The following is an 18023-nucleotide window of genomic DNA, read 5'->3' as shown; positions in this document are numbered from 1 at the left end:
TCTGCATCACGCCGCCTGCGTTCAGGAAGTACCAGGTGTTGCCCAGTTTGAGCCAGCCTGTCGCCATCACGCCGTCGGATTTCAGATAGTACCACTTGTTATCGACTTTCTGCCAACCGATAGCCCGGATGCCGTCTGCGCCCAGATAATACCACTTGCCGGACACTTTCGCCCAGCCGGTGACATACTCGCCGTCAGCGTCTTTCAGCTTGTAGCCATCGTCGGTCTCTTCCCAGGTGTAGTTGTCGTCGCCGGTGGGAGGAGTCTCGGGATCAGGCTTACTGGTTCCGCCTCCAGAACCTCCGCCGCCCCAGCTTCCGCCGCCGGTAGAGCCACCATTGTTAGGTAGGCCGTTTCCGTCAACACCGTGGCTGTAGAAGCCGCCGATATCGGGATCTCTCGGGAAGTCGTCCGCAGCAAGGTACTCTCTTCTCTCGTAGGTACCATTCATAACCTGATAAATATTATCATAGATGCTTCTTACAATAGAGTTACCAGAAGCAGCAATATTGGTAATCGGTCTGCCGAAGTACCAGTTGCGGTAGTAACCGGGTCCGTCATAACCGTGGTCAACAGCGGCGTTCAGGTAATCGATGAACTGATTGTACTTGCCGAATTCTTCGTATACGCGGTCGTCGACCTCAAACTCAGCGCCGGTGCCGGCGTAATTCATACGCGCCGCGTGGTTATCCATCACCTTGTTTCCAATCTGTCCAGAACCACTGGGATCCAGAGGGTCATCAAAGAAATGGTTCATTTGATACGCCGTAGCGTCAAAGCCCAGATCCTGAGGCCACAGGTATCCGGAAGAATGGAAATAGGGGATCCAGTAGGTCTTCAGCCCCAGTTCATGGACTCCATCAACCCAATATTCGATTCTCTGCTGATAGTCTGCCTGCTCATTGAGCCAGTAAAGGCCGCTGAGTTTTACATGCTTATAGTTCTTTGCTTCGAATCTGGTAACAACTTCATTAGTCCACCAGTCGGTTGCATATTTCCAGTCTTCCTCGTTGTTCATGTCCAGGTTGCCTCTTTCGTCCAAGGCACCGAATTTATCACCCTTCAGCGGGTTGGTATTCGGGAACATGACAACTGCTTTTACCTGGTAATCAGGATCATTGAGCTCTTCACCGGCGATTCTTGCCGCTTCTTCCAAAGCATCCATGTCGCCGCCCTCTTTAAAGGTCTTATCCAGATACCAGATCCAGTCCTTGGCTCCGGCATGGTTATAGCTGTCGGGGCTATAGAAATCGTTCTTGTAAGTTGAAGTCAGACCCAAGAACAGGAAGCCGTCAAACATGGTATCCACTGCTTTGTTATTGCTGTCGATATAAGTCACCAGAGGGCGCAAAGTTGTAGGAGTCTGGTCACCGATTCCGACACCGGCTTCAGCGTCGAACCCATAGTTACCATTGTAAATCAAAACCATGTCCTGAATATAATCGGTGTTTTCGCCTACTCTTGCGTAGTTATGGCCGTTTTCCAGTCTCTTGCCGAAATCAGCGGGAGTGGCGCCTTCAATCAAACCGTCAAAGCCCATAACGCAGATTTCGTCGATGAAGTTCCAGCCGAAGAGTTCCAAGTCGACGCGGACATACCGTGCGCCAATGGTTTCGATATCTTCAACCAGATCGAAGGCACCCATTGCATTGGGCTTAGTGGTGCGCCAACCATATGCGAAGTTGCCGTCTTTATCTCTCCAAGGGCCGCCCTGTACGGAAGTTCTGGATACTTCAACCCAAGTATCGCCATCCATCGAAACGAATGCGCGGCTAGCCCAGGGATGAGTCAGGCCTGAAGCCCCCTGATAAAGAATATTGTAGGAAATAGAGCTAATGGATTTCACTTCGCCCAAGTCAATGACGACGGACTTGTTGGGCCATCTGATGTCTTTTGCGCCGTTGCCGCCGCCTTTGATGTTATCAAACTGGTGATAACCTACCCAAGCAGAGTCGCTGAAATCAGGAGCAGCATAAATGCCGTCAGTCAATTTTGCCCCGGTAGGGTCAGAGTAGTTCAGATACTCAACAGCTTCCGGCCAAACTTTATAAGATTTGCCGGCCGCCACGTTGTAAGAACCGTCTGCGCCTGTATCAATCAGGCCTCCTGCAGTGGAGCATTTGCCCAACTTACCCATGATCTTCACTTCGTCGATAGCGGCATACATATCCTTATCGGCAGGAACATCAAAGTCCAAACGAATGTAGGAAGCAGAAACCATGTTGGCGCCTTGCAAGATGCTCATAAAGGAATCTACTTCGCCGTCCCAAGTCAACTTGACTGTCTCGCCAGAAGCAGGAAGGTCGATATCACCAAACTCTTTGAGCAGATACCAGTTGGCCTTATCGTGAGAAGTATAGATTGTGAGATTCTGAGGAACGGTCTGATCATTGGACAAATCGTATTTGGAACTTACAATAATCTCAGAAATAGAGGCAGGAGCATACAAATCAAAGGTCAGAGACACATGATTCAGTTCCTCATTGCGGTTGGACTTAAAGCCCATCCACGCCCTGTCATATTTGCTGCCGACAGTCATATATTTACCGTCGGTCAGAATACCGGGTCTGTTGTTGATATCGGGAGTTCTAGAGACGTTATAGTTTGTGTATCCACGAACCAAATTGTACTCAAGACCGTTATCAGGGTTTACGTTTGCATCTTCGCGGGTATCTTTCTGAGCCAGCACTTCAATTTCATCAATAAAGCACCAAGAACCGTCGATACCGATGTTCACTTTTACATAACGTGCTGAAATCGGAGCTTCTGCGGTAAAGACATAACGGCCTACACCGTTCACTGTACCAAAATCCAAAGTTTCTTTGGGATAAGAAGTCCAGTTGGAGCCATCATTAGAGGTTTCAACCTGTCCGGAAATTGCATAGGGGATACCGGTAGCGCCTTCCTTTAAGGTGCCGAATTTAACCTGCTCAAAGGTCTTTTCCTCGCCCAGGTCAACAATGATATAGAAATCATCCGGTCCTAACTCGCCTCCGTCAGATCCGTGGAAACCAACCCACTCAGGAGCACTGTATTTGGAAGGTCCGCGTCTGCCATCGGTCAATTTTTTGCCATTGTCCTTATAGCCGTCACGCTCTCTCCAAGCGGGAGTATAGGTAGCGCCGTAAGCAATATTGTTGGTATCGTAATTATCCTTCTCTGCCTCGCCCTCCTCGACAGAGGTGCTATCCTGCAAGACCTTGATTTCGTCTAAGAACACCCAGTGCTTAGTAGGCAGAGTCACCTTGATGTAGCGAGCGGCAGCCGCTGTGCCGAACCCCTTGTAATCATAGGTATTAAAGACTGCTGAAATCGCAGGGATATCTTCCTGAGAGAAGAGAGTCCAATTAGTCTTATCGGTAGAGTACTCAACTTTCACCCATTCCGGATATATAATACCATACTCCGCAAAATGTAGGAAAGTCATATCGACCTGCTGGAAGCGTACAGTCTCTTCCAAATCGATGATGATCTCGCCATCCATATAAGGATTAGTGCCGGGAATCCTAGCCCAGTTGCCGTCGTAACCAGATTGATCCACGTAACCAGCGATTCCATCGGTCAATCTAGTGAACTGGTCATCATTTTGAATGGGAACATTGATAGTATAAGGCTTTTGAGCCGCCAGATTATTCCCCTCATCCTCCGGCTCTTCGCCTTCGACGGATCCAATCGTACCATCTGGGATATCGCCGGTAGTCTCGTTGTAGAGCTCGATTTCATCAATAGAGATCCAAGTAGCGCCGCCAAAGAAAATATTGAGTTTTACATAGCGGCTGGAGAAAGTTTTATCATTTGCAGTCGCAAAGACATATTCTTTGTTGCCGCCCTGAGAATCGAGAGGAGCGTCGTAAATGATTTCCCATTCTTTGGTCTGGCCTTCGTCATTGGAAATGAGAATCTGAAGTCTGCTGGGTCTGGCAATACCTTTTCCGGCGTCAGCCAGAGCGCTGATGTTCAACTGAGCAAATTCCTTTACCGAACCCAAATCAAAGGTCAGGTCAGCATACATCAAATCATTGTAGTTTTTGTTGTAACGAGCAGCTTCTTTGCTCATAGCATCGTCTGCTTTGATGCCATTGGTGATAATGGCCAACGCGTCATACTCGTCGCCATTGTTAATATAGTTTCCTTCGGAACCGTGGAAATGGCCAAAATCTGCTTCATTGCCCGCATTGGGATCGCCATAATGCATCGAGGTAGTGGCGGGAACGCCCTGCAGGATGTTTACAGCGTGAGTGTCTTTTACAGTCAATTGACAGGCTCGGCTGGTAACAGTTTCAAAAGCATCGCCCACTGTGTTGGTGACAACAACAGTATACGCACCGCTGTCTGCAACAATAGCGCTTTCAATATAATATGTATCCTCGGTAGCGCCTTCAATCACTTCGCCGTCCTGATACCACTGGTAGCTCAATTCGCCGTTGCCTTCCGCTTCGACGAAAAACTCTACCGCATCACCGACTCTGGCCGACTTTTCAGAGGACAGGTTAGTGGTGATCACAGGAATTCCTGCGACATCAGAACTAGCGGTACCCAAAACACGGACTTCGCCGATCATAGCCCAAGTGCTCTCAGCATCTTTGGATATAATCGCCCTAACTTTTTGTGCGTTAAACGCAACATTTACCGGCAGCTCGTAAGGACCGGCGTTCAATCCGTCATAGGTTCTCTCAAAAGTGTCCTCACCAGCGGCAGTCCATTCGCCAGTGGCTTCGTCATAATATTCTACTTTGATCTTGTTGGGATTACGAATTCCCCAGTCGTTGTTATCATAGCCGGCAACAACAATCTGGGAGACCTCTCTAGCCTTTCCAAGATCCACCTCAAAAGTGGCTTCTGTGGTATCTTTCCAGCCGACAAGAGTCCCATCGTAATCAGCGGTAGCCGTCCCATCTGTCAATTTCACGCCGTCATCTAAACGTTCCCCATGATAATTTTCACTGGGAATATCCAAAGTATAAGGCTTTCCCTGCGCCCAGTTGACAGTCTCCCCTGTCGCTGCAAACGCTGCATAACCGCCGTCGCTTCCAGATACAGCACCTACGGGCAAACTGCTTAAAACACAGGTTGCCGCAAGCAGTGCGCATAAGCAAGAAGCTAAACGCCGCTTAAATGGTTTTTGTAGCATACTCAATCTCCTTTGCTTTTAAAAATAATCTCCTAATATAAATCTGTATAATCCTAGAAAGTCCCGCTGACTATACAAATGTTACACTTTTATTATAATGATATTAAAAAAACTGGGAAGAGTTTTAATTTTACATTTTGGTTTGGGTTTTACATTCAGCAATCAAAGGATATGAAACCTCAAGATTATCGTAATATATTTAACGCATTTTGATAAAAACGTTCTTTTTGAGCTTTTTTCTTACAAAAGTACCTTTGCTAACGGCTTAATGCTATTTGGCCTTCAACTAAACACAAGAAAGTATTTACTTCCTGCGGATGAAAAATTTTGTAATAGGGTATATTTTAATTGCCAATAATTACATAAAAGGTATGGTTAAATTATCATAATTTACAACAGTGCCAATTTCTCCAAAACAACTGCTTTATATTATTAAGGAAGTTATACCAAATCATTTTTTAGGCTGACAAGTAAGTAATGCCGCATTAAAATGCAGAAGATTGTGTGTTTTTAATCTGCGTTCCTAACAGTCCACAAAAATTTTTGATTAGTTCGAATTTTCTTTTTTGTGCAAGCAACCAATATGAGTATTAATTTTTTTATAATAAAAGTATTGCATTTTTGCTCATTTTAATATATAATATAGATAAAAGTTATGTATATTCTATGTAGAATGTGAGATGTACATGTTATTGAAAGGGGTTTTATTAATGCTCAAAAAAATCATTGCAGGCTTGCTTGTCTGCACCATGGCTGGTTCACTTATGGCCGGGTGCGGCAACAATGGCGGCAACGGCGGGAGTAATTCCGGAAAAATTGCTCTTTCCGTTTGGCACGGCGGCGCGGAAGACACTGAAGCGACCAGTAACCATCAGCGTTATCTGAAAATGGCCGACAGTTTTATGGAAGCCAATCCGGACTACGAAGTAAAGGTAATCGGTTCTGTTACCGCTGAAAAATTGATGACCGCTATGTCTTCTGGTACCGGCCCTGACATTGGCCAGCCCAACTGGGTTCACTGCGGACAGTGGGGCACTGAAGGAATTATCGCTGATTTGACTGACTTTGTAAACAATGATGCAGAGTTTGACAAAGACGACATTATTCCTGCTGCTTGGGACAGATGTACTTATAAAGGCAAAATCTATAGTATCCCTACCAGCATCAACTCTTCTGAGCTGTATTACAACAAAGACATTTTGGCTGAAGCAGGCGTAGAAGCTCCCAAAACCATCAGCGAATTGGTTGATTTGGCGATTAATTTGACCACATACGATGACAAGGGCAACATTACTCGTGCCGGTTACATTCCCGACTATCCTTGGTTGGATAACGTTTTGTGGCCTGTCGCTTTCGGCGCAAAATGGATTGACGAGGATACCAACACCATCACTTTTGATACTCCTGAAATGAAGGCAGCTTATCAGTGGCAGCTGGATATCTATAATGCTATCGGCTATGATAAACTGATGACTTTCAAAACTGGTCTGGGCACCGATGCAGAAGAGCCTTTCTTGGTTGATAAGCTGGCTCTCCAGTTCTGCGGCGAGTGGATGTTCGAAAATATCGCAAAATACCGTCCCGACATGAACTATGGTGTAACCTATTGTCCTTATCCTGATGGCAAACCGGAACTGGAAGGCTCCATGTTTGTGACTGTCGGCGTTTGGACGTTGAACAACAAATCAAAAAATTCTAAAGAAGACGGTTGGAAACTGTTGTCTTATCTCACCAACAAAGAGAATATGAAAGAGATGGCTGGCGGTTTTGAAGACGTTGGTGCTCTCCTCTCCAGAAAATCCGCTTTGGATAGCCTGGCCGATTCCGATAGTGTAGCTCCTCTGAAAAAACAAGTTGCTCAAATGCTTCAGGATCCTAACGTTGATGGTTTCCCCATGTCTAACTACATCAACGAGTATCTCTCTGTTGTTGCTGACGAGATGAACAAAGTCTTTACTCCCGGCAGCGATTACTCCTTGGATCAGGCTGCTGCAAAAGTTCAGGCTGACGTTCAGAAATTTGCAGACGCTAACCCCGTTAACTAAAGTTATCTAAATAAAAGATAACAAACACCGCAGGTAGATTAACCTGCGGTGTTTTGCATTGCATGGGATAGAGCGGGCGCTTATGCTGTCGAATAACCAGAACACTGATTACGAAACTTAGATTTAATATAATTGTAATTTGGATTTTTGCTCTCTGCAAAACTTTTATATAATTATTTCCAAATAAATTGAAATAGTGACTATAAAGTCGAGCGTTCGAGCAGATATGAGTATATATTCTCCCACATATATTTTGTTACGGTGGAAAGAATATGCTTTGAGTAAAAATAAATGCATAAAATTAAAATAAAACCATTTCGTTTTTTTATTTATCCGATATAATATATTTATTGTATATAGACTATGAACGTTTTTAGATCTATATACACGTTTTTATCATTGCACATGTTTAGAAAGGGGTTTTATTAATGCTCAAAAAAATTATTGCAGGCTTGCTCGTCTGCACCATGGCTGGTTCGCTTATGGCCGGGTGTGGCAACGATGGCGGCAGCCAACAAGGCGGCGGTAGCACTGGAAAAACTGCTCTCGCTATCTGGCACGGTGGTGCAGAGGACACTGACGAAAGTAGTAACCATCAGCGTTATCTAAAAATTGCTAACAACTTCATGGAAGCCAATCCAGACTATGAAGTAAAAGTAGTTGGTTCTGTAACCGCTGAAAAATTGATGACCGCTATGTCTTCTGGTACCGGCCCTGACATTGGCCAGCCCAACTGGGTTCACTGCGGACAGTGGGGCACTGAAGGAATTATCGCTGATTTGACTGACTTTGTAAACAACGATGCTGAGTTTGACAAAGACGATATCATCCAGGCTGCTTGGGACAGATGTACTTATAAGGGCAAAATTTTCAGTATCCCTGTTGCCATCAACTCTTCCGAGCTGTATTACAACAAAGACATTTTGGCTGAAGCAGGCGTAGAAGCTCCCAAGACGATCAGCGAACTGGTTGACTTGGCAGTCAATCTGACCACATACGATGACAAAGGCAACATTACCCGTGCTGGTTACATTCCCGACTATCCTTGGCTGGACAACGTTTTGTGGCCTGTCGCTTTCGGCGCAAAATGGATTGACGAGGATACCAACACCATCACTTTTGATACTCCTGAAATGAAGGCAGCTTATCAGTGGCAGCTGGATATCTATAATGCTATCGGCTATGATAAACTGATGACCTTCAAAACCGGTCTTGGTAAAGATGCGGAAGAACCTTTCATCACTGACAAATTGGCTCTCCAGTTCTGTGGTGAGTACATGTTCGAGACCATCGCTAAATATCGTCCCGATATGAACTATGGTGTAACCTATTGTCCTTATCCTGATGGCAAACCGGAACTGGAAGGCTCCATGTTCTTGACCACCACTGTTTGGGCTATGAACAACAATTCCAAGAACTCCAAAGAAGATGGATGGAAATTGCTGTCCTACATCACCAACAAAGAGAATATGCAGGAACTGGCAAAAGGTTTTGAAAATGTTGGTGCTCTGCTGTCCAGAAAATCCGCTTTGGATAATCTGCCCGATACCGCAGCTCCTATGAAAAAACAGGTTGCTCAGATGCTCCAGGATCCTAACGTTGATGGTTTCCCCATGTCTAACTACATCAACGAGTATCTCTCTGTTGTTGCTGACGAGATGAACAAAGTCTTCACCCCCGGCAGCGATTACACTTTGGATCAGGCTGCTGCAAAAGTTCAGGCTGACGTTCAGAAATTTGCAGACGCTAACCCCATTAACAAATAAAGTAACTGAAAAAACCGCAGGTGTAGAACCTGCGGTTTTTTGTGCTTTATGTATCGAATCTTTGCGGTATACAATCTGGATTTGATGGAAAATATATCTTTATTTGATACCCCATTATCAAACCCCAGTTTTCAAAGGAACATATAGGGACATGCCCTTGAATCTCTTTGCTGTAATAGTTTTTTAGTTTTGTACCTAAATTATTACAATATACTGAAAAGGCCGGTCGTTACGACCGGCCTTTTCAGTACTCTAGGTTGGAGAACCCTCGAGATATATGGAAGGAGATTAGAAGAATGCTATTTTTTGAAATGCAAAAGTTTTATTTAACCCAGGCACCGCTGGCGTTTACTTTATATCCATCAATAATGGTATTAGCGGCCATTTTTCCGTTCTCTGCAAAGTAGTAACAATTGTTTTCCACCCAATTCCAGTTTGTTGCCATTGCGCCACTTGCCTTCAGGTAGTACCATGTGTTTCCTTGCTGCAGCCAGCCGGTCATCATGTGTCCATTGCCTCTAAAGTAATACCAAACGCCGCCTATCTGAACCCAGCTGCTATTGGCCATTCCCCCCCAGTTGTAGAGGTAGTACCAAACGCCGCCGTCCTGCAGCCAGCCAGTTGCCATTACTCCGCTAGCTTTCAGGTAGTACCATGTATTTCCGAGCTTGAGCCAGCCAGTGGCCATGGCACCGTCAGATTTCAGGTAATACCACTGGTTTTGGACTTTTTGCCAGCCGGTTTGACGGATTCCATCTGCGTTGAGATAGTACCATTTTCCGTCGACTTTCGCCCATCCAGTCACGTACTCGCCATCTGCATTTTTCAGCTTATAGCCGTCGTCTATTTTTTCCCATTCGTATTCAATCGCAGGTTTATCGTCCGGCTCTGGCTTGATTATCGCTCCATTTCCGGAACCGCCACCGCCAATAGAGGAATCGCCGCCTCCTAAGATGTTTTCTCGATAGACATAGCCTGGAATTTCAAACAACCTGGGGCCATCGCCCAAATCATCTGGAGAAATATAAGGCTGTACCTCATATTGCCCATTTTTGAGCTGATACATATAGTCGTAAAGTGAACGCACCGTTTCATTACCAGAGTATGCCGTATTCAAAACCGCTTTTACATCCTGATACCAAACGCGGTACACGCTAGGCTCGCCAATTCCGTTCATTTGTGCTGCATTGAGGTAGTCGAGGAATTGATTATATTTGAAATGATCTGTAAAAGTCGCACCATCCATTTCAAATTCAATGGTCATATTGCCGTAGCTTGCAAGGCCAATACAATTTTCCACATATCCTGTGCCCAGGTAGCCTTTCTTTTCCGGCTCAAACGCATTGGTAAAGTAATGACCGGGCTGGAATGCAATTGCATCAAAACCTACGTCATGTCCCCAAAGATAGCCATTAGCAGGAGACATGGGAATCCAATAGAATTTATAGCCATGGTCATGGATCCACTGCTGATGGTATTTCTGATACCACAGGGTCTCACCAAATCCATATTGTTCATCCAGCCAATAGTACCCTGCAAGCTCTACATGGTCGTAGTTTCCTTCATTAAATCTTCTCTCCACCTCGCTGAGCCACCAGTCGGAGGCGTATTTCCAGTCTGCATCTACCTGGAAGTTCAGCATATGGTCTCCGCCCAAGTATCCAAATTTTGTGAATTTGGTGTAGATACCGGGATCCATAACCACCAGTTTCACTTTATAATTCGGGTCATTCAGCTCTTGGGCGGCAATTGTAGCGGCCTCGTTCAGTTCATCTACATCCCCGCCTTCGCCAAAAGTCTTATCTAAATACCAGTACCAGTCTTCTTCCCGCAAATGTTCAGAATCATTGGTCTGCATGAACTCTCTCTTATACTGAGATCTCAGTCCCAACAGCAAAATCCCATCAAACATGGTATCGACTGCTTTTCCCTGGTCGTTGATATAGGTCAGGTAAGGCCTAAAATCGGATCGATTCCAGTTACCTTTATATCTACCGCTTTCAGCGTCGAATCCATACCATCCATTGTAGCAGAGGACCAAGTCGTTGATATCACCGGTACTTTCGCCTACATGTTGAAACTCCTGGCCTTCTTCAAGCAGCCGTCCATTTTCTGCAACTGCCGCCCCTTCCAGGTGTCCATCATAGCCGAACACTTCCAGCTCACTAACCAGCGCAGAAATCCAAGGTTCTACGTCAACCCGCACATAGCGAGCTGCCATCATTGCCGCTCCACCGGTCTGGTCGTGGTCAGTTCCACTGCTGTCGGTATTGTTCCAGCCGTATGCCGCAAAGCCGCTGCCCCAAATACCGCCAGTATAATTTCTGGATAAGGGCGTCCAGGTTTCGCCATCCATGGAGGCATAGGTATACACCGCCCAGGGGCGCCTAAAGTTCATATTGAAGACGCCTGTCAGCTGGAGACGGGTCTTTGTAATAGTTTTTACATCTCCCAGATCAACAACAATTTGTTTCATAGGCCATCTGGTCGTGTAGTCTTTGCCCTGCATTTCGTTCTGGTTCAACTCACTCCAGGCGGAGTCTTCCAAAGATTCCGTACCAAAATTCAGGTCGGTTATTTCCAGATTGTCAATATCAGGATGCTGTGTGGACCCTCTGAACGGTAACACTTCATAGGATTTTCCGGCCGCTACATTGTATAAGCCGTCGCTTCCTTTGGAAAGAGAAGCATTAAAACATTTTCCCATCTTTCCATAGACTTGAACTTCGTCCAGATAAACGTAACCGTCTTCCGGTGTGTCAAATTCGATGCGAATATACCGAGTGTATACTGCATTTGAACCTTCTTCCGAAGCATTGAAGCCGTCTATTGCACCGTCCCAGACCAGCTCGATCTTGCCGTTTTCATCGGGGACAGCTCTAAAGTCGGCGACATAAGACCATGTTTTCATATTGTACGAGGCATAAAATTTCAGATTTTGGGGCGTGGTGATCCCTGTGCTGGAGTCGTGTCTGGAGTGAACGATAACCTTAGAAACAGAGCCCATAGCCGTTAGATCCAAATCCACCATAATGTGGTTGTTTAGCTCGTTGGACGATTTTTTAAAGCCCATCCAATTTTGGTCGTACTGACTTCCGGTGACGCCGTAAAGGCCGTCCGTTAACACTTCTACCGCATTTCGGAAATCTGCCGGCCTGGACACGCCAACTTTGCTGCTTCCGCGAACCAAATTTTTCAACTTGACATTGTCCGGGGCCATACTAGAGTCCACTCCGGGAACAAATTCCTTCAACACTTCGATTTGATCGATAAAAGTGAGTCCCTGCAAAGTCATAGTGAATTTTAAGTACCTTGCCGTCACAGGATTCCGATCGGAATAGAACCGCAAAACATTATATCCCGCATGACGCTCCAATTTAGTCTTGGCCTGGTAAATCGTCCAGCTGGAGTTGTTGTCGGAGTATTCTACTGTAATATCCTCGGGGATATATACATTAAGTAATTGCGCTAGTGACTCTATAAATCCGATTTTGACCTGTTCGAAAGACTTGGATGCGCCCAAATCCAACGTAATGGTGAATTGTTCTTCCCCGCTGGAAGGTTGATAGCCCACCCATTGGCCGTCTGAGTAAATAGGATTCGCGCGTTTTCCATTGGTCAGCTGACTGCCCTTATCCGGATATTTACTGGATGGAGCAATGGAAGTAGTGTAGGTGCTGCCAATTGCGATATCATTGGTATCCAATGGCATCGGATCCGCCTCGTCCGGATCGGCCACAATTACCTTATGGGCGTACACACCGATTTCATCGAGGAATACGCGGCTTGAGGCTGGGAAGGAAAATTTTACATATCTTCCAGTTGCCGCTGACGCAATATCTGCTTTAAAGGCATAAATAACCGGTTCGTCCGAATCAATGGGATCCAGTGTCTTTTGTGCAAAGTCTTTCCACGCACTACCGTCGGAAGAATAGGACACATTTACATGCAAAGGTATCAAGACATTGTTGCCGGCATCGTTTAGGAAACTGGCCCCTACCTGTTCAAAGGAAGCCTCCTTGCCCAGATCCACGACAATTTCGTTGTCTCCGCTTCCGGCTAGGTAGCCAACCCATGCCAGCTGTGTTATATCTGCAGTTCCGGTACGGCCGTCTGTCAATTTTGTCAGCGATGCAGTATCCGGATGGGCAGGATCCGCATCAGGATGAGACGTATAGCTTCGATGAAGAGCTAAATTATTATCCACATCCGCCAATCCTTCAGCCTGGGCCAAAATTTCGATTTCGTCCACAAAGCCCCAGCCGGAAAACCCAAAGGAAACGCGTACATAGCGAGCTCTGATGGGCTCATAGGCAGTATATTTGTATTGATAATATAGAGATTCTACTGTCGCTGCAGGAACGTCATAGTAAACCAGTTCCTCCCAGTTTTCCTTGTCGTTGGAAACCTGGATGCGGATATTTTTGAAGAGCTTGATTCCAACGCTTCCGGAACGAAGGTTGTTGAATTTTATCTCTTCAAAGGAAGTGATTTTCCCTAAATCAAAGGTTATGTCCACCGGATTGACGCTGGAATTATCTAAAAATCCCACCCACGAGCTATGTGCATAGCTGGTAGTCGCGTACTTTCCGTCAGTCAGTTCGGTGTGATTGGTATCTGGATAAGAGGGCGATGCCTCATAAGAACACTCATAGGGCAGTCCCAGTGCCAAATTGTTGTTTTTCGGCTGGAAATTCAATTCCATCTCGGCAAAGGGCGTTTGCCCGGTGGCTTTCTCAAAGACTTCAATCTCGTCTAAGAAAATCCAAGAGCCACTTGCACCAATAGTAAAGCGGAGATCTGTGGCGGTAATGTCGGCTTCATACAGAGAAGTAAATACATAGCGCTTCCCTGGTCCGTCGGCGACAGTGCTGCCCCTGTACAGAGGAATCCATTCCTCACCGCCGTTTTTTATTTCTATTTGAATATCGCTGGGCATTCCGATGCCGCTATCGCCGCCAAAAGCGCCGATCTGTATTTCCTGGAAGGTTTTTGCTTCACCAAAGGAGAAGGTGATGTCCAAAGGCTTTTTCGCTGTGGCCGCATTGTAGCCGACAGTCGCCGTATCTCCCCACTTATTGGCCTTCAGTCCATCAGTCAAGCGACTTTTTCCCACATCGGGGTGGTCCGCATGGAAATCACCTTTGCCCTGAGCCGCATCACCATCCCGATAGGATGTTATATAGGTAAGCCCTTTGATGATACTGTCGGAAACTGGGCCGGGGTCTTCTGCATCCTGAACTGTCAAAAAGCAGTTGGTACTCTCTGCTGTATTGAATAACCCATCTTTTGCATTTGTCACAATGACATAGTAAGATCCGCTGTCCGCTTCCGTCGCGCTGGCAATCTCATATGTATTGGAATTTGTACCAATTTTGCTGCTCCCCTTATACCACTGATAGTTGAGCGTACCGCCGTCCTGGACAGTGGCATTGACGGACAAAGTAATTTTATCCCCAACCTTTTTAATCAAGCTGACGGGTAAGTCCTCACTGAAAACCGGTTTGTCAGCAACCTCTGTGGGAGGATTGATGTTAGGAACGGTACCGTCGCCCTCTGCCAAAACCTCAATTTCATCCAGGCAGATCCAATAACTGGACACAGTTAAGGCAAAGCGGATACCCTTGGCGGTTATTGATTGCCCGCCGGGCACCAAATACGTCAGCTGTTGATGCGAAGCCACATCCGCGGTAGGCAGTGCGCCGTTGTAGAGCTCTGCCCAGCTTCCATCCTCTTTTTGATACTCAATCAATGCGTTAGAAGGAATATGGATGCCGCTTTCGCCCCCCCACGCACTAATATTAATCTGCTGGAACGATTTCAGCGATTGGAAATCAAAGCTGATGTGTACGACTCTTTCCTCTTCTTTCAGCGGCCAGTGCATCAAAACAAATTGCCGTGCACTGTAGCTGGCTCCATAGGGAGCCTTTTCGCCGTCTGTCAGTTTGGAGCGGAAAACATCGTCGTTGTCGCCAAAGTCTCCGGTTCCTTGATTGGCGTTGCCATCCCGCAGATTTGTCACATAGGGAAGACAAGAAATGACATTGTTCGCGTCGATCTGTTGGGCCGCAACATTAAGGGTACAGGTAGTACTAGTCGCTGACGCGGTGAGATCGTCCTTGGTATTGGTGATCACTACATAATAGGAGCCCCTGTCGTCCAGGGTCAGGTTCTCCAGAGTGAGGGAACTGCTGTCGTCTCCTACCGGGTCACTTCCTTTGTACCATTGGTAGGAAAGTGTTCCGCCATCGGAAACCGAGGCGTCCACAGATAATGTGACTGAATCACCCTCCTGTTTTTCAAGCCTTTCCGGAAGATCTTCCAGAATGGAAGGTTCTTCCGCAGTAGGAGTCAGATCTTCTCTGAGCTGAATCACTCGCACTTCTGAGAAGAAGGCCCATCTATTGGCTGGAAAGCTTAATTTTACGTACCGCCCTTCCACTTCTTCTGGAAAGACATAGGAATAGGTATACACGGAATCTGCAGGCGCATCGGAAGGGAATTCCTCCGATACGGCGGGAATCCAGTTTGTTCCATCAACTGAATAATCAAATTGAATGGAAAGGGGATATTTAATTCCGCCGGCGGCGTTATTATTCAGTGTAACCGCTTCTAGTTCCGAAAATGCTTGAACAGAACCCAAGTCGAATGTCACTTCGACTGGTGTTGTTCCGTGCCCGGACCAGCCGGCCCATTTCCCGTCGTAAAAACTGTTGATACCCACATTCCCGTCGGTCAATTCCTTCCCGCCGCTATCAGGATAACTGGCGTGAGCAGAGGGAGAAGCCTCATAACTGCAATCCAAGGCTATATTCTCTTTTATGAGTGCCCTTGGTGAAACTGCACTGACCGGGATGCTGCCTAAAATACAAGTCACTGCAAGCAGGCTGCTTAACAACATGGACAGTCTGCGTTTTCGGATATTTGCTTTCATATCCTAACCTCCTATTAATATTTCGGGTGTAAAGAAAATTTCACTATTAACCCCGATGCCTCCTTTCATATTCAGAACAGTTGTTACTTAAACATTTAATGATTTTTTTACAATTTATATGTTGTCAATTTCTATTTTTTAAAAAATTATAATTTGATAAAAAGTTATTGCAAGTTTACTCAAAACAAGATATAATGAAAACAGATATAACATATAAATTTAAAAACAGATTTTAATAAAATTTGTGGATTATGCCGTCAAAATATATTTTTTTTAAACCTATATTTTTATTATATCCCACCTTGAGTAAAACTTCAATAGTTTTCTTATAAATTGATCATTTCTCATTATTTTACCAAAAACAGTGTTTACATAGCAAAAATAATCTAATAAATATATAAATTTGAAAATCGATTCAATAAAATTTGTAGTTTATGTCATCAAAATATAAACTTATATATTTGATTATATTCTATTTTGAGTAAAACTTCTATGGATTTTTATTTAAGTGATTATTTTTCACTATTTTATTAAACATAATTCTTCATAGATTACTTTCCCTCTTTTCCATAGCTTCCGAAGTCCTGCAAACCCGCATGAATACGGGTTTTTTCTTTACCAGTTGGTAAATGAATCTTTCGAAATCCCGCCCAATTCCCGCCCTACTGTACAAATTGACTTGTGAAAGATTGTGGGAAGTTACGTGGACTTATGTACTATGCCGGGTGATCTTCCGGCGGACGGCGGGGTTGTTCAGCCTGCTTCAAAAGTAAATTTCGAGTGAACAGCATTCCTTTGATGGTAGTTAGGATATATTCCTGATTCTCAACAGGGAGTTTGCTTGCGCCATCAACAATAGCGTCCAGCCGTTTCACATCTTCGACTTTTGTCATCTTTTACACCTTCTTGCTTTGATAAATCATTGCTTTGCTTTGTGAATCCATAATAGCACCTTTTGTTTGTATTGTCAAGACCTTATTTTGCTTTTTCAATTCAATATTGTCTTGACAATACACTTTGGTGTGATATAATAGTCTTATCTAAGGAGGTGGCATAATGAATCTTGCCTCACGCTTAAAACAGGCTCGAAAATCTAAAGGGTATACGCAGGACGCATTAGCCAGTGCCATCGGTGTGTCTCGTGGTGTCATATCTAATATCGAGTACGAAAAAACCGAACCACAGGCGCTTGTAATTCGTGCAATTTGTGATGTTTTACAGATTGATGAAAATTGGCTTACGTCCGGTGAGGGGCAAATGGAAATTAATCCTAATTTGGAGAAAAGCGCCCGGCTGCTTTCAGAGATATACAACTCCGCTAAGGAACTATCCGAGGAAGAACAGGACTATATACTAGACATGATACGAACATTCCAAAAGCACCGAGAAAATATCGCTGACGCCAAAGAACATTAGCCCCGAAACAATAGTGGCAAGCAGGGCACAACGGCACACACCCTTGTGCTTGCTTGTTGGGGACACACCCCAAGCCCCTATGACCGCCCCGGAACGGGGCGGCTACGCTCCTTACAGAAGCTAAAACAACAGCGGCCTATCCGTGGCCTTAGTGCCGACGTTTAGACCGCCCGAAATGGAGTATATATCCCGCTTGTGGCGGCTTAAATGTATGCAGATGATACTTTAATACTGCACCCCCGAAAACGCGCTACTAAGGCGTGACAGTGTACCAGATTTACCCGCTGGAGAAGAAAGCAAAATCCCGCCTTTTTCCCGCCCAACTTGCAAAAATATCTTGTGGGAAGCTGTAAAACAAAAAGTGCTGGATATAAGAAAAGCCCCATTTCATGCGGGCTTGCAGGAATCGGATAAGAAGCTATAAAACCATTTTCCAGGAAGATAGAGGAAGAATACTATTATTCATAGTAAAAAGGCTCTGAATCGTCAGAGCCTTTTACTTTAGAATTTATATCACCTTAACAAATATTATCGCGGCAAATAGATAATTGATCTTATTTGACCCACGCGCCGGAAGCGTCTAACTTGTAGCCGCCTACGGTGGTGTTAGCCGCCATTTTGCCGCTGGCGTTAAAGTAGTAGCATTTGCTTCCTACCCAGTTCCAGCCAGTTGCCATGGCTCCGCTGTCTTTCAGGTAATACCAGGTATTTCCCTGCTGCAGCCAGCCGGT

The 18023-nt window shown here is 45.3% G+C and carries 6 protein-coding genes and 1 pseudogene; 3 read left to right on the top strand and 4 right to left on the bottom strand.

Features of this window, described 5'->3' with window-relative positions; translation table 11 throughout:
* On the bottom strand, positions 1–5131 hold a 5131-nt coding region (locus tag H8710_RS13215; protein ID WP_283242890.1), incomplete at its 3' end, for a DUF4855 domain-containing protein.
* A gap of 710 nt (positions 5132–5841) precedes the next feature.
* On the opposite strand from H8710_RS13215, the gene H8710_RS13210 reads away from it, so the two are divergent.
* Both H8710_RS13210 and H8710_RS13205 read left to right on the top strand, forming a co-directional pair.
* On the top strand, positions 5842–7176 hold the full coding sequence (locus H8710_RS13210) for an extracellular solute-binding protein (protein WP_249296323.1): 1335 nt from the start codon (positions 5842–5844) through the stop codon (positions 7174–7176).
* A gap of 428 nt (positions 7177–7604) precedes the next feature.
* Complete coding sequence (locus H8710_RS13205; RefSeq protein ID WP_249296321.1) at positions 7605–8942, top strand: extracellular solute-binding protein; 1338 nt, start codon at positions 7605–7607, stop codon at positions 8940–8942.
* Positions 8943–9264: 322 nt separating this feature from the next.
* On the opposite strand, the gene H8710_RS13200 is transcribed toward H8710_RS13205, so the two are convergent.
* Together H8710_RS13200 and H8710_RS13195 are read right to left on the bottom strand one after the other, a co-directional pair.
* Positions 9265–15876 carry a discoidin domain-containing protein gene (locus tag H8710_RS13200; protein WP_249296319.1) on the bottom strand — a complete coding sequence of 2204 codons (6612 nt, stop codon included), beginning with the start codon at positions 15874–15876 and terminating at the stop codon, positions 9265–9267.
* Positions 15877–16592: 716 nt separating this feature from the next.
* Positions 16593–16769, bottom strand: coding sequence for a hypothetical protein (locus H8710_RS13195; protein ID WP_249296317.1), 177 nt, complete (start codon positions 16767–16769; stop codon positions 16593–16595).
* Positions 16770–16932: 163 nt separating this feature from the next.
* On the opposite strand from H8710_RS13195, the gene H8710_RS13190 reads away from it, so the two are divergent.
* Entirely contained in the window at positions 16933–17292 is a 360-nt protein-coding gene (locus tag H8710_RS13190) for a helix-turn-helix domain-containing protein (RefSeq protein WP_249296316.1), read from the top strand.
* A 554-nt stretch (positions 17293–17846) separates the two neighbouring features.
* Here the strand turns inward: H8710_RS13190 and H8710_RS13185 are convergent.
* Positions 17847–18023: pseudogene (locus H8710_RS13185) on the bottom strand (N-acetylmuramoyl-L-alanine amidase family protein); the annotation flags it as partial.

The sequence above is a fragment of the Fumia xinanensis genome, assembly GCF_014384905.1.
In the GTDB taxonomy this organism is placed as follows: Bacteria; Bacillota; Clostridia; order Oscillospirales; family Ruminococcaceae; genus Fumia; species Fumia xinanensis.
Note: the sequence above shows the minus strand (reverse complement) of the source record. Positions and strands in the feature narration are given on the sequence as shown.

Excerpts from the sequence above, each read along its gene's own strand:
- H8710_RS13210 (WP_249296323.1), top strand. The coding sequence starts at position 5,842 with ATGCTCAAAAAAATCATTGCAGGCTTGCTTGTCTGCACCATGGCTGGT.
- H8710_RS13205 (WP_249296321.1), top strand. The coding sequence starts at position 7,605 with ATGCTCAAAAAAATTATTGCAGGCTTGCTCGTCTGCACCATGGCTGGT.
- H8710_RS13200 (WP_249296319.1), bottom strand. The coding sequence starts at position 15,876 with ATGAAAGCAAATATCCGAAAACGCAGACTGTCCATGTTGTTAAGCAGC.
- H8710_RS13195 (WP_249296317.1), bottom strand. The coding sequence starts at position 16,769 with ATGACAAAAGTCGAAGATGTGAAACGGCTGGACGCTATTGTTGATGGC.
- H8710_RS13190 (WP_249296316.1), top strand. The coding sequence starts at position 16,933 with ATGAATCTTGCCTCACGCTTAAAACAGGCTCGAAAATCTAAAGGGTAT.